The following is a 12,322-nucleotide window of genomic DNA, read 5'->3' as shown; positions in this document are numbered from 1 at the left end:
ATGACAAACCTGACATCGCTTTATCCAAATTAATCGCTAACCTTAAAACAGTTAGTAGTCCCATTAATTAGAAAGGAATTTCCGGATTTGGCGGCAAAGTATTTCTACAATAAACCTTATTTTTGGACGGGAGCTTATTTCTTGGCTAGTTGTGGAGGTGTTACCATCGAACAACTAAAAAAATACGTCGAGAACCAAAACTCCCCGAAAGTGGAAACGCTACCGCGTTAGTTTCATTCTGGTCGCGATTCATATCCCGTTAACCGCTACGCGGTTTAACGGGAGTCCTCTCGCGACCTTGAGATAGATATAATTTTTAATAAATCTTTACATTCCTCTCTCCGACCAGCGACTCACCAAGACTTTATCCTCTTGTTGCCAGAAGACCCTATCGGTCTATACCGTTTTTAAATGTACGAATCAAGGGTTCGCAGGCAGGCAGGGATTCCCATTATACAAGAAGTATAGGGCAAGTCTCCGATTTTGTCAAGGGTTTTGGCCAAAAAAAAATCGCCTCTGGGAGGCGGGGGTGAAAGGTATCACCCTAGAGAAATATTAAACGCCAAAAGACTTACCACAGCCGCAGGTTTGACTGGCGTTGGGATTAGTGAATTGGAAACCACCGCCGATCATCGCGTTGCTGTAATCTAACATGAGACCGTAGAGATAGAGCAGACTTTTTTTATCAGAGACAATTTTAAAGCCATCGTAATCGAAAACCTCATCTTGAGGGCCAATATTGCTAGGATGCTCAAAATCCATCATATAGGACATTCCCGAACAACCACCTTGACGCACACCCACGCGCAGACATAAATCCTTGCCCTGTTGCTCTTTGAGCATGGTAAGGTGTTTGAGGGCAGCCTCACTGAGTAAAATTCCTTTTTCTTGAGTCTGAGTAGCTTGTGTCATTTTTAGCAGGAACTCCTAAACGCATTTGAAGGGGATAGATACAATTTTGCCTTCTTCTGTCCATCTTAACGATAGTCGAGGACTGATGACTGGATTACTGTTTACTTTTCCCGGTCTCGCAGGAGTTATAGGGCAAAAAAAGCAAAAAACTGGGATTATTAATTAAATAGCGTTGCCAGAGACGACTAGGTTCTTAAAACAAACCATAGAGCCATTCTCAGCCGATTTTCGTCACCCAGCCGGGTGCTTGAGACAATTCGCCTTCCCTGGGGGGACGAAAATCAAATCAGGAAAACACTGCTTTGAGGATGCCGAAAAAGCAGCCAGAAAATATCAAAAGAAATTCACCTTTCTAAGCGGAGATTAGCGCCACTGCTATCGGTGCGATAAACCCAAGTTTTTTGCTTATCAGTCAGAATAATTCGCCATCCTTGCACCAGTGCTTGGGTACAGAATTCTCCCGGTTTAGCTAATCCTAAACAACCATCGGGCCAGGTTTGTGGTTGTGCTGCTTGAATTTGCAAGCGATTAACGGATATATTGGTTTTCCGACTCAAATCTTGACGGGTAGCGGCGATGACCGAATTAGGTGGCTCAGGAGATGCTAAACTAGGTGGTGCTAAGAGGAGAGAAAGCAGGCTAATTAGCATTAAAGTGCCAGTTGATACCCGAACAATTCTCGTTTTACCGATTGGTACTTGCTGGCTTTGGCTAAAATTTTTTCTAGATATCATCTTTAGTCCTGTCTCTTTCCTGGGAGTGATAGTCTGAGCGAATCTTCCTGTTTATAACCAGTGTAACCGATACTATGTTCCCTCTCTGGTTTTCGAGCAGAAGCAGCAGTCACTCTCAGTTTTCGTTGCCATCTCCTGAAAACTTCCGTCTCTTTAAGTGGCGATGGCGATTAAAATAGATGAGTATGAACTATCTTAGATGGATGGACTTATGTTATCTTTTTTCCTCCGTTGGTTGATTACCGCCGTCTCTTTATTGATTACAGCGCGAATAGTACCCGGTATAGAAATTAAAGATTTTACCGTGGCTTTGATAGCTGCTGTCGCTTTGGGTTTAATTAATGCTATCATTAGACCCCTGTTGATTCTTTTTACCCTGCCTTTAACTATTTTGACCCTAGGGTTATTTATTTTTGTGGTCAATGCCATTTCCTTTTCTTTAGCCTCCTATTTTATCAGTGGCTTTGAGGTAAAATCATTTTTTGCCGCTTTATTCGGTTCGATCGTGGTTTCGATAATTTCAGGAGTTTTAAATGGTTTTTTCGTTGACTAAAGTGGGCAATAATTCGTTTGTTTAAAACAGCTTGACTTACTCTGATCTAGAGACGTTGATTATAACAACGTCTCTCTAGTTTTTGGTAAATAGCGATAGTTTTTATTTGAGAATCAGGGAATTAAATTGACAAAAAGATTGACAAAAATTATCGTTTGTGTTAAACAAGTTATATCGATTATTTACCAGAGGGCTTTAGGGTATGTTTATTATTTTATGTATGAGATCGCTTAGAACTACACCCAGAAAATCTCTACGGATTTACCGTGGCTTTTGTCGTTAAAAATCAGGAAAATTTAATCCCCAAATTTCCATATCAAGCACCGAGAGCAAGTTCAATTACTATTAGAATAGTAACTTTTTGTGAAGATTTGGCTAACCGGGATGATCCGATCAGACAAAACAAATATAATCATCTTAATTAGATGACTAATGAGCTTTCTCGATCATCTTTCCAGACAGCATAACTGCAAGAGTGTAGAAGGGAATTGTTGAGCTAAGGAGATTAACTAATCTCAAGTCAATTTTTCTTGTCTGTGTTAGCTTGAGAGACACAATCATCGCAGCAAAAGTTTTTTCATTCAATTTAGAGGTTTTAAAATGACTAACAATCAGGAAAATCTTAGCAAAGAAAACAAAATTTATACAGTTCTCAGTATCGGTCAAAGAGGAGCAGGAAAAACAGTTTTCCTAGCGGCATCTTATCAGACTTTCAAAAATCAAGCAACTTCGGGAAATCTGGCTAATATTGTCTTCAGATCTCAAGAGGAAGAAAGCGAAGAAGATATTGAAAAAATTCTCAATTATGTCGCTAGAACAGGTCAATATCCCCCCGCCACTTTAAAAATCAGTAACTTTGATTTTAGTTTAGAGAAAAAAAGCGGTGATCGATCGGATAAAATAGCGACAATTCGCTGGTGGGATATACCGGGAGAAAGTTGTCAAATCTATAATTTAGCCTTTGTCAATATGGCTTTACAGGCTAATGCTTGTTTACTGTTTTTAGAAGCAGCAAGTTTATTAAATGATTCAGACAAGCATAATAATTACCTGAAAATTTTTCAAACCTTGATCGAGATAATTAACCATAATAAAACTAGGTTTAATTTAGGCATTATTATCAGCAAATGCGATCTAGTTGTCTCTGACCAAAAATGCTGGCAAAACCTACAATTAAAAGTCAAAGAATTAGAGCAAAAACTGCGAGAGCAAAAAGTTAATCACCGTTTTTTTTACTCAACAGTTTTAATTGATTCCCAGCAAGGCACACTGCAAGCAAATCAAGCTTTAGACTCCCTATCTTGGTTATTGTCTCAAATCGATCAACAACTGGTAAACTTTTCCTAAATGACCAGCACTATATCCGATCCATTTGCAGCAAGATTAGTAAAAAAATCTCTCAAAAATCTGCTGACTGCCTTATAACAGTCATCTTAATGGTGAGGTGTGAAGTTTTCGTTTTGGGGAGTCGGCACCAAATTAGGTGACAGTTCATCTTGAGGAGAAATGCCGTCAAATATCTCCCCAAAAACTAGAAACAAGACACAATTGTGTTAAAATTATTTATAACAGCGCACAGGAGCGCTTAAAGGTTACAGATCATGTCCTTGATCGTTGAACAACTGATTTATAGCAGTTTCTCACAACTGGGATTTAAATATATCGCTAGTGTCAATGTCCCCCTAGGGATTCAACAGTTTTTTTATCAACATATAGTCTCTCAGTTATGGGACACCTATAATCCTCCAGACAGGAAATTTAAAGGAGTCTATATCTATCAAATTGACTCCCATAACACCCTCTTTGGTTGGTTAATTAACGATGGTAAGGATGAATTTGGTCGTGGGGACATCCCCTACTTTCATTGTTATTATTTACAGAAACTACTCGACTCGAAACAACTGTTTAAAATCCTTGCCTGTCTAGAAGCAGGCCCCCTAAAACGTATTTCCAGAGATGAGGCTAAAATCTCCCTTGACCCCGTAATTTTAGCCGACAATTATCAGGCAAATGCCTTTGAATTAGGGATTAAACTTTCTAAAGATATTCGTCTGTTTAGCCACCGGCAACTGCGGGAAGAAAAACCCCTGCAATGGTTTATCTCCTCGAAAGAAACCAAAGAACGACAAAAACCCACCGATAATAACTATGATAACTCTAAAAATACCTTACCTAGGGAACCAAATTATCAGGTAGAAATTGCCAAAATCCTGCAAGAATTAGCCGAAAAACCGCTCGCTATTGAGGGGATCATGCTTGTTTCTCCCCAGGGTCAACCTTTGACTGATTCCATCGGCATGGAACACAATAGTGCTTTAATCTTAGCAGGAACAATGCTCTATCTTGCCAATAACACAAAAGAGGAATTAAGCTGGTCTGATCTGGAACAAATTGCTATTCGCAGTCCCCAGGGTCATCTGATCTTAACCCCTTGCAGTGACCAAGCTTTTCTTTTAGTGAAAACTGGCAAAACGATCACGGGATTGTTAGAGGTAGAAATCCAGAAAACTCTCTCAAAATTACAAAAAATTCTCGCTATCTCTAACCCCACCCCCCAAACTCCTCTCTTAAATCCCGCAGCTAATCCCTTCCTTGATTCCGTTGTAGAAGAATTCGAGATCGTCCTCGAAACCGAAGATTCAGTAATCAGTAATCAGTAATCAGTAATCAGTGATCAGTAATCAGTGATCAGTAATCAGTAGTCAGGAGACAGGAGACAGGAGACAGGAGACAGGAGATTATTTTTATTTATACTTCCCACACCCTACACCCTACACCCCACACCCTACACCCTACACCCCACACCCTACACCCTACACCCTACACCCCACACCCTACACCCCACACCCCACACCCTACACCCTGATCACTAAAAACCGATGAACCAATTAAACTTAGAAGTTGCGGGAAAAAAAGAACGTTTAGATGCTTGGATGGGGTCACAATTGCCCGATTTATCGAGATCGAGGCTGCAAAAACTGATAGAACAGGGATATATACAGTTAAATGGTCAAATTTGCACTAATAAAAATACTAAAGTTGGTCAAGGCGATCGCTTAAAGATTACCATTCCCGACAGTCAACCCCTGGAATTAACCGCCGAGGCGATCGAGCTTGATATTCTTTACGAAGACGAATATCTGATTATTATCAATAAACCTGCCGATTTAGTGGTTCATCCGGCTCCCGGCCACGAATCAGGAACCTTGGTCAACGCTTTACTGCATCACTGCCCGAATTTAGCCGGAATTGGTGGAATTCAACGCCCTGGTATAGTCCACCGCTTAGATAAGGATACCACGGGTGCGATCGTTATTGCCAAAACCGACCAGTCCCATCAACACCTACAGGCACAATTAAAAACCAAAACTGCCCGCCGGGAATACATGGCCCTCGTCCACGGTGTCCCCAAAACGGAGACAGGTACAATTGATCTGCCCATCGGTCGTCACCGCAGCGATCGCCAAAAGATGGCGATTATTGCCGTGGAAAAAGGAGGTAGAAATGCCGTCACTCACTGGCAAGTCAAGGAAAGACTGGGCAACTACACCTTAATGGAATTTCGCCTAGAAACTGGCAGAACTCATCAAATTCGCGTTCATAGCAGCCAAATCGGTCATCCGATTCTTGGGGATCCCCTCTATAGTTCAGGTCGTTCCATCGGGATTAATCTACCCGGGCAATTACTCCATGCCCATCGTTTAATTTTAGTACATCCGGTCACGGGAGAGAGCCTAGAAGCGATCGCCCCCTTACCCGCTATTTTCCCGAAAGTTTTAGGTATTTTACGGCAGAGAAACCCCTAGCGCACAAATTGGGGCATAATCTCCGCTGCTGTCCATAATCCGTAGATACCGCGACGATGTAGGGAAACCCCCGCTTTCAGATAACCAAAAGCTGGCCCGCAGACATTAGCCGCCATACTGGTTTCATCACCCAAAGTGAAGGTATGGGTGGAAATTTTGCCTTCAAAAGTCCGCCCCGTGACTTTAACATTGGTACTCAAGGGCTTTTTCGGGTTGCGCGTATCCACCACACCCCCGACGGAAACCCGATCGCGTCCACAAATTCCGGCTAATTCCAGCATAATATCGTCTGCGTGTTCCATATTTTCGAGGCTGAGAATGCCATTGGTTTTATTTAACAGCATTTCCACTTCCGCGTCACTCATCTGGTGGGCTGTTTCTGGGTCGTAACCGGGTAAATGGGCGATATCTTCGCGAATAGTGGCACGATAAGCCTCCCAGTTGGCGATTCCCACGCCAAAGGTAATTTTAACGCTATGAATCTCCCCATAACTCTGGGCTGCTAGGGCGGCAGCCGCAGTTAACAGTCCGGGGGTAGCACCGCAGCCCGTCATGTAGGTGATGCCGGCGGCTTCTAGGTCTGCTTGTAGTGCTAAGATTTGTTCCATGGCGCTGGTGCGTTTGAGGGCATCGACTAAAACTCCGCGCCAACCTAAGCGAATGAAAGTTTTAGCGATATCGGCCATGAAATTGTTAGGTAAATTCGGTAAGGCGAGAAAATAGCCTTCTACGTCGGCAGTTTTGATTAATTCCTCGATACTGTTCTCGCTGAGACTGCCGTAATTTTCCAGATAACCGATCGAACCCTGGTCATGATAAATTTTGTTACAGGTATTGACATCTAGACCGTCTTTGTGGTAAGCAAAACCGGCTTTATCGGCGGCGGCAGTCCAAAGCATTTCCTGTTTGGGGGCGAGAATTCTAGCGGCAGCCTGTCCTAAACCACCAAAACCTAAAACACCGATCCGAATGCGATCGCTGGCTATTTGTTTATTCATATCTGTTCTGATTCCTATAGACAAAATTCTATGATCTCGGCGGTCGTGGTTCGCCGTTGCATCTCCTTTATTTTCAATCTATCGCTTCAGGTCGTCTTTTTTGTGTAGTTTTGTTAAATTATGCCTCCTCGGTCAAGGTTCGCCCTTGACGATGAAGAAAAGTTACGGGAAACTTACAAAAAATGAAAGTGGCTGGGTGAGATAATATAAAGTTTTGCTAAAATTTTAACCAGATTGCTACGATTAGCAAACTATCGTAAATTAAAACGATAGGGAGCTTTGCAAACCCCAGATCACGCTGAGAAGAGCTATGAGCATGGAAAGCCTAGAGTTTATCATCTATCCCGATGGTCGCGTCATGGAAAAGGTGACAGGCATAGTCGGTTCATCTTGTCAAGAGGTGACGGCGGCGATCGAGGCACAACTCGGGCAGCTGATGTCTCAAGAGAAAACCTCGGATTATTACCATCAAACCGTCAGCCAGTCAGAGAAAGTCAGCAACAAAGCCACTTTTAGCGACTGGTAATTTTTCATCTTTCCCAATCCCTTTATTTAAGCCACTGAAAAACCATGTCACACTTTAGCAATATCAAAACCAAAATCCGCGATCTATCCTACCTAAAAGCCGCCCTGAGCGATATGGGGATGGAATGGAAAGAGGGTTCTCACCCTGTCAAAGGTTATCAAGGTCAAACTTTAACCGCAGAGGTGGTAATTGAACAAGATAACAATTACGATATCGGTTTTCGCTGGAATGGTAACGAGTACGAGTTAGTTGCCGATTTGCAATACTGGCAACAACCCCTAACCGTAGAAGGATTTTTAAGAAAAGTAAATCAAGGTTATGCCTACCACACCATTCTGGCAGAAACTGCTAAACAGGGTTTTCAGGTGGCAGCACAGGAAAAAAATACTGATGGTTCTATTCGTCTAGTGGTACAACGTTGGAGTGCCTAATGGCTGATTTTTCTCCCGAACGCTCTGGTTTTGAACCAGAGTTGGGGGGATTCCTAAGAGATTCCCCCGATCGCACCGGTTTTGAACCTGAATTGGGCGGTTTACTGCGCCAGAAAGCGGTTTACGTCGATGAGGTCACTTGTATCGGTTGTAAACACTGCGCCCACGTTGCCCCCAATACCTTTTTTATTGAAGGTGAATACGGTCGCTCTCGCGTCTATAATCAGGACGGTGACGAGGAAGAAATTATTCAAGAAGCGATCGAGACTTGTCCGGTTAACTGTATTCACTGGGTTAATTATCATCAGTTGTCATCCCTTGAGGAAGAACGCAAACATCAAGTGATTAAACAGTTAGGTTTTCCTCAGATTCACAAGAAATTTAGCCCCGCAGATTTAGACATTTAGGGTGGATAGGTGCAGCCTGATCCATCCATTATTTCCTAGCAGTCATGGCAGCGGTTCTCGATCGAATCTGCTACAGTTCTCAGGGGAAATAATCCTAAATCCGTTGAGTATAGGCTACCTATCAGGATAGGCAAGAGGCAAGAGGCAACCCCCCCTGCCCCCCGACATCGGGGGGGTAGGAGGAATAGATAATCAGTCTTTAATAACTGGATTTAGTATAATCCTATCTCGGATTTTAACGATAATGAATACCCAACTGATTGATTCTCTCGCACGAATTATTCTCTCTCTCTCCGAGGAAGAAAGAGAGTTACTGAATCGAAAAATTGAGAGCGAACAACGGGAAAATTTGCAGATTAACGCTCAAATTTTGGATTTAGAAAACCGTGTCAAGCAATACGAAAATCAATATCGCATGAGTTCGGAAGAATTCTATCCTAGATTTCGTTCCGGTGAGCTAGGGGACGATATGGATTATTTCGAGTGGAATGTTTATTATGAAATGCTATTGGCAGCTAGAAAAGAGATAGGTTTACGGTGGAATTAGATGGAGATAGTCGATTATATTCCCCTAGTTAAACGGAAATTATCCGAGAGTTCGATCGTCAAGTCTTTTACGATTGTCGATGAAAGAATTTTATTCGATCGAGGCTATTTCCGAGCGAGAGTCCTTTTAACGAACGGAGATTTTTTAGAAATTGCTGAAGCTTTTACCTCGATCGATCAACGCATCGTTACGATAAGCTATCGCTATCAATGGATGGACGCAAGCAAACAGAAGTTAAGAAAACGCTGGGATAACGTGGAACATTTTCCCGATCTAGCCAATTTTCCCGATCATGTCCATGTGGGAGACGAGTTAAACGTTCAACCAAGCGAATCTAGAAATATTTTACAAATTATCACCGTAATCGAGCGCGAGATCGAGATTTTGTAAACATAACGCGTCCTAGAGCGAAACCAACTCCTATAACTCGCCAAATCCTGAGCAAGTTGCGAGAATTATCCGATTGGAGGATAAATACCTGACTATTTCCCGAAATATTGATCCATGAAAAGTAACGCTCCGACTTATCGGATTTTCTTTCGCTATAATAAACCTATCCCTCTCAAATAACCACAAGGATACAAATGCCAGCCATATCCATGTTTTACGGAATTATTATTTATATGTACTTCATGGACAATAAACAACACCATAAACCTCACATTCATGCTAGATATCAAAATTCGGAAGTCATTGTCGCCATTCCAGATGGAGAAATTCTTGAAGGCTCTATTCCTAATGCTAAAATGAAATTACTTTCCGCTTGGATCGAGATTCATCAAGATGAATTGATGGCTAACTGGGAACTCGCTATTTCAGGACAACAACCGTATAAAATTGAACCACTGAGATAAATGATGAATCCTAGAGTTAAAGAAGTTATCCCTTTGCCCAACTATCAATTACAACTCATCTTTACTAATGAAGAAAAGAAAATTTATGATTGTTCACCACTGCTCGATTTTGGCATCTTTCAAGAACTTAAAAACCAACATTATTTTAATCAAGTAAAAGTTCTAGATGGTACGGTAACTTGGCCGAACGAACAAGATATCTGTCCGGATACTCTGTATCTTGACTCCATTTCCCAAACCTAGAACAGTTCGATCGAGGAAACCCAACAACAAAAGTAACGCTCCCACTGATCAGATTTTCTTTCGCTACAGCCTTTCTCAGAAAGATGAGGTTAGTTATTGTTGCTAAAATACTTGATGAGTAAGGATTAATTTGTACTTCATCTCTAGGAGAAAGAGTGAGAAATTTTCTATTTACCCAGTGATTACTGTGGGGAGGGAAAAGTTAGAGGCAATCGGGGCAAAATGATAAGTATTTTATATGCAAATACCTTCAATACTTAAAAATATTTAAATTTACCTGAAATGTCGGCTTGAAGGCTCTCGGTTTTACCTCGGAGATGAAAGGTTCCGCCAGCATAGAAATAGCGAAGCACGATTGACAACTCAATTCTTAGCGTGCTAGAATAGTTTGCGTAGTAGGTCGGCACGCAAGATGTTCATTTTAGAGTACAAGCTTAGAGGAAAACCATCTCAATATCAAGCCATTGATGAGGCAATTCGGACAGTTCAGTTTGTTCGGAATAAATGCCTTAGATATTGGGAAGATAACAAAGGTGTAGGACAAAAGGATATTTATCGATACACAACCGAATTAAGAAACGAATATTCTTTCGTCAAAGACCTTAACTCTACAGCTTGTCAACAGGCGTGCGAACGGACTTGGACTGCTATTTTAAGGTTCTATAACAACTGTAAAAACCAAATCCCTGGCAAAAAGGGATACCCTAAATACTCTAAACGTACTCATTCTATTGAGTTTAAAAAATCCGGCTGGAAGATTAATCGAGATACCAAAAGAATAACTTTCACCGATGGTAAAAACATCGGAGAGTTAAAACTAATTGGTAGTCGAGACTTGTTCTGTTTCCAAGAATGGCAAATTCAAAGGGTGAGAATAGTTAAACGTGCTGACGGGTATTATGGCCAGTTAATGTTAAAACTTGACGTGAGAGATATAACCCCAAAATTAGAGCCTACCAAAAAATGTGTAGGTTTAGACATGGGACTAAAGTATCTTTATGCCGATAGCGACAACAATACAGTAGAACCTCCTAAATATTATCGAAAAGCAGAGAAGCGTCTTAATAAACTAAATAGGAGAAAATCTCAAAAGTTTAGAAGAGGGCAACAGCAGTCTAATAATTACAAAAAGGCTAGACAAAAGTACGCTAAGGGACATTTAAAAGTAAGTAGGCAGCGAGAAGAGTTTGCTAAAAAATTGGCACTCCGTTTAATTCAGTCAAACGACTTGATAGCTTATGAAGATTTAAAAGTCAAGAACCTTGTGCGTAATCGAAAACTAGCCAAGAGTATCAATGACGCTGGCTGGTCACAATTAAGAAAATGGATTGAGTATTTTGGCATTAAATACGGCAGATTGACTATTGCTGTTAATCCCGCCTATACTAGCCAAGAATGCTTTAATTGTGGCAAGTTAATTAAAAAGTCTCTATCGGTTAGAACCCATGTTTGTTCTTGCGGATATGTAGAAGATAGAGACAAAATGGCGGCATTAAATATACTCAAAAAAGCTACGATAGGGCATATCGGAAGTTGGTCATCAGACCTAAACGCTTGGGGAGATTTAAGCTCTATTTTGGTTGGTAGCAATACCTGTCAAGACAACTTGAGTCAGTGAACCAAGAATCCCTCGCATGAGCGCGACGGGAGTGTCAAAATTGGTAATATTTATTAACTAAAATTCTCTAAAGCTTCAAACTGACGTAAAGCAAGACTAGAACCTTGATTCCAGCCTAATTCTACATAATAGGGAAAAAGTTTCTTGATATTTATATCGGGAAAGAGACGACTATTTTCGCTTTCTTGATAACCGTCTTCTCTGAACAGATATATTTTTAATTCTTCCTGACGATAAACCCACAATTCAGGGATTTTTAGCAATTGATAGGCCTCTACATCAGTCAGAGAAGTAAAATCCACTTCTATAGCTAAATCGGGAGGAGGATCAACAGTTAAATCAATTCTTTCTTTGCCTAAAATTGCCTGTCTATTATCAATATAAAAACAAGTATCTGGTTCTACTCCCGCTTCTCCCAGCATTTTCAAGGTAATCGGATCAAAACATTGCCAGTCTTTACCTTGACGACGGAGGATAATTTTTACTAAATCCCTTAATGTATCAACACGATTGCCATGACTTGGTAAAGGAGACATAAGCCGAATTTCTTGCGTTTTGCGATTAAAATAGAGTTTGGGATAGGTTTTCTGGAGACGTAAACTCAGCAATCTTTCGTAATCTTCCCAAGTCTGATGAGGGAAAATAACCTGATTACCTGGAGATAAAGATAAAGTATTTTCGTTGAGAGTAATT

Annotated in this window: 16 protein-coding genes and 1 pseudogene; 13 read left to right on the top strand and 4 right to left on the bottom strand. The window is 41.1% G+C overall.

The genetic code is table 11. The features are described 5' to 3' along the window. A pseudogene (locus tag IM322_RS19105) lies at positions 1 to 231 on the top strand (IS200/IS605 family transposase); the annotation flags it as partial. Positions 232 to 555: 324 nt separating this feature from the next. Here IM322_RS19105 and IM322_RS19100 read toward each other — a convergent pair. Next, on the bottom strand, positions 556 to 912 hold the full coding sequence (locus IM322_RS19100; protein WP_287675804.1) for an iron-sulfur cluster assembly accessory protein: 357 nt from the start codon (positions 910 to 912) through the stop codon (positions 556 to 558). A gap of 344 nt (positions 913 to 1,256) precedes the next feature. After that, positions 1,257 to 1,646, bottom strand: coding sequence for a DUF8738 domain-containing protein (locus tag IM322_RS19095; RefSeq protein ID WP_287078413.1), 390 nt, complete (start codon positions 1,644 to 1,646; stop codon positions 1,257 to 1,259). A gap of 211 nt (positions 1,647 to 1,857) precedes the next feature. Between IM322_RS19095 and IM322_RS19090 the strand changes: the two genes are divergently transcribed. From IM322_RS19090 to IM322_RS19075, 4 genes are all read left to right on the top strand, one after another. Further along, complete coding sequence (locus IM322_RS19090; protein ID WP_271989017.1) at positions 1,858 to 2,199, top strand: phage holin family protein; 342 nt, start codon at positions 1,858 to 1,860, stop codon at positions 2,197 to 2,199. Positions 2,200 to 2,799: 600 nt separating this feature from the next. After that, the gene (locus IM322_RS19085) at positions 2,800 to 3,546 is read left to right on the top strand and encodes a TRAFAC clade GTPase domain-containing protein (RefSeq protein ID WP_287675803.1); all 747 of its coding nucleotides are present in this window, start codon (positions 2,800 to 2,802) and stop codon (positions 3,544 to 3,546) included. A gap of 254 nt (positions 3,547 to 3,800) precedes the next feature. After that, the gene (locus IM322_RS19080) at positions 3,801 to 4,859 is read left to right on the top strand and encodes a roadblock/LC7 domain-containing protein (RefSeq protein ID WP_287675802.1); all 1,059 of its coding nucleotides are present in this window, start codon (positions 3,801 to 3,803) and stop codon (positions 4,857 to 4,859) included. Positions 4,860 to 5,078: 219 nt separating this feature from the next. Then, entirely contained in the window at positions 5,079 to 6,005 is a 927-nt protein-coding gene (locus tag IM322_RS19075) for an RluA family pseudouridine synthase (protein ID WP_287675801.1), read from the top strand. Here the strand turns inward: IM322_RS19075 and bioU are convergent. Continuing rightward, positions 6,002 to 7,003, bottom strand: coding sequence for a (S)-8-amino-7-oxononanoate synthase BioU (bioU, locus tag IM322_RS19070; RefSeq protein WP_287675800.1), 1,002 nt, complete (start codon positions 7,001 to 7,003; stop codon positions 6,002 to 6,004). The two genes, IM322_RS19075 and bioU, sit on opposite strands and share 4 nt — an antisense overlap. Positions 7,004 to 7,313: 310 nt before the next feature. On the opposite strand from bioU, the gene IM322_RS19065 reads away from it, so the two are divergent. The 8 genes from IM322_RS19065 (at position 7,314) to IM322_RS19030 (ending at position 11,629) form a co-directional block, all read left to right on the top strand. Beyond that, positions 7,314 to 7,529 (top strand): DUF2997 domain-containing protein, encoded by a 216-nt coding sequence (locus IM322_RS19065; RefSeq protein ID WP_286825012.1) that lies wholly within the window; start codon positions 7,314 to 7,316, stop codon positions 7,527 to 7,529. Positions 7,530 to 7,573: 44 nt separating this feature from the next. Next, positions 7,574 to 7,960 carry a DUF1257 domain-containing protein gene (locus IM322_RS19060; RefSeq protein WP_002762644.1) on the top strand — a complete coding sequence of 129 codons (387 nt, stop codon included), beginning with the start codon at positions 7,574 to 7,576 and terminating at the stop codon, positions 7,958 to 7,960. Then, entirely contained in the window at positions 7,960 to 8,367 is a 408-nt protein-coding gene (locus IM322_RS19055) for a ferredoxin (RefSeq protein ID WP_158199472.1), read from the top strand. Before IM322_RS19060 ends, IM322_RS19055 begins: the two co-directional genes overlap by 1 nt. A gap of 244 nt (positions 8,368 to 8,611) precedes the next feature. Next, positions 8,612 to 8,914 carry a hypothetical protein gene (locus tag IM322_RS19050; protein WP_286825016.1) on the top strand — a complete coding sequence of 101 codons (303 nt, stop codon included), beginning with the start codon at positions 8,612 to 8,614 and terminating at the stop codon, positions 8,912 to 8,914. Then, a complete protein-coding gene (locus tag IM322_RS19045; RefSeq protein ID WP_286825017.1) occupies positions 8,915 to 9,304 on the top strand; it encodes a toxin-antitoxin system TumE family protein in 390 nt (129 codons plus the stop codon). Positions 9,305 to 9,498: 194 nt separating this feature from the next. Further along, positions 9,499 to 9,768, top strand: a complete 270-nt coding sequence (gene dhiT / locus IM322_RS19040) for a type II toxin-antitoxin system toxin DhiT (protein ID WP_158199476.1) — start codon at positions 9,499 to 9,501, stop codon at positions 9,766 to 9,768. Between the two features lie 3 nt (positions 9,769 to 9,771). Next, a complete protein-coding gene (locus tag IM322_RS19035) occupies positions 9,772 to 10,011 on the top strand; it encodes a DUF2442 domain-containing protein (protein ID WP_286825019.1) in 240 nt (79 codons plus the stop codon). Between the two features lie 412 nt (positions 10,012 to 10,423). Beyond that, positions 10,424 to 11,629, top strand: coding sequence for an RNA-guided endonuclease InsQ/TnpB family protein (locus IM322_RS19030; RefSeq protein WP_287675799.1), 1,206 nt, complete (start codon positions 10,424 to 10,426; stop codon positions 11,627 to 11,629). A gap of 53 nt (positions 11,630 to 11,682) precedes the next feature. Here IM322_RS19030 and IM322_RS19025 read toward each other — a convergent pair whose 3' ends face one another. After that, a complete protein-coding gene (locus IM322_RS19025; RefSeq protein WP_287675798.1) occupies positions 11,683 to 12,321 on the bottom strand; it encodes a Uma2 family endonuclease in 639 nt (212 codons plus the stop codon). Between the last annotated feature and the right edge of the window lies 1 nt (position 12,322).

Source organism: Microcystis sp. M109S1 (assembly GCF_020247025.1).
Classification (GTDB): domain Bacteria; phylum Cyanobacteriota; class Cyanobacteriia; order Cyanobacteriales; family Microcystaceae; genus Microcystis.
The sequence above is the reverse complement of the archived record's forward strand: the minus strand, read 5'-3'. Positions and strand labels throughout refer to the sequence as shown.

Excerpts from the sequence above, each read along its gene's own strand:
- IM322_RS19100 (WP_287675804.1), bottom strand. The coding sequence starts at position 912 with ATGACACAAGCTACTCAGACTCAAGAAAAAGGAATTTTACTCAGTGAG.
- IM322_RS19095 (WP_287078413.1), bottom strand. The coding sequence starts at position 1,646 with ATGATATCTAGAAAAAATTTTAGCCAAAGCCAGCAAGTACCAATCGGT.
- IM322_RS19090 (WP_271989017.1), top strand. The coding sequence starts at position 1,858 with ATGTTATCTTTTTTCCTCCGTTGGTTGATTACCGCCGTCTCTTTATTG.
- IM322_RS19085 (WP_287675803.1), top strand. The coding sequence starts at position 2,800 with ATGACTAACAATCAGGAAAATCTTAGCAAAGAAAACAAAATTTATACA.
- IM322_RS19080 (WP_287675802.1), top strand. The coding sequence starts at position 3,801 with ATGTCCTTGATCGTTGAACAACTGATTTATAGCAGTTTCTCACAACTG.
- IM322_RS19075 (WP_287675801.1), top strand. The coding sequence starts at position 5,079 with ATGAACCAATTAAACTTAGAAGTTGCGGGAAAAAAAGAACGTTTAGAT.
- bioU (WP_287675800.1), bottom strand. The coding sequence starts at position 7,003 with ATGAATAAACAAATAGCCAGCGATCGCATTCGGATCGGTGTTTTAGGT.
- IM322_RS19065 (WP_286825012.1), top strand. The coding sequence starts at position 7,314 with ATGAGCATGGAAAGCCTAGAGTTTATCATCTATCCCGATGGTCGCGTC.
- IM322_RS19060 (WP_002762644.1), top strand. The coding sequence starts at position 7,574 with ATGTCACACTTTAGCAATATCAAAACCAAAATCCGCGATCTATCCTAC.
- IM322_RS19055 (WP_158199472.1), top strand. The coding sequence starts at position 7,960 with ATGGCTGATTTTTCTCCCGAACGCTCTGGTTTTGAACCAGAGTTGGGG.
- IM322_RS19050 (WP_286825016.1), top strand. The coding sequence starts at position 8,612 with ATGAATACCCAACTGATTGATTCTCTCGCACGAATTATTCTCTCTCTC.
- IM322_RS19045 (WP_286825017.1), top strand. The coding sequence starts at position 8,915 with ATGGAGATAGTCGATTATATTCCCCTAGTTAAACGGAAATTATCCGAG.
- dhiT (WP_158199476.1), top strand. The coding sequence starts at position 9,499 with ATGCCAGCCATATCCATGTTTTACGGAATTATTATTTATATGTACTTC.
- IM322_RS19035 (WP_286825019.1), top strand. The coding sequence starts at position 9,772 with ATGAATCCTAGAGTTAAAGAAGTTATCCCTTTGCCCAACTATCAATTA.
- IM322_RS19030 (WP_287675799.1), top strand. The coding sequence starts at position 10,424 with ATGTTCATTTTAGAGTACAAGCTTAGAGGAAAACCATCTCAATATCAA.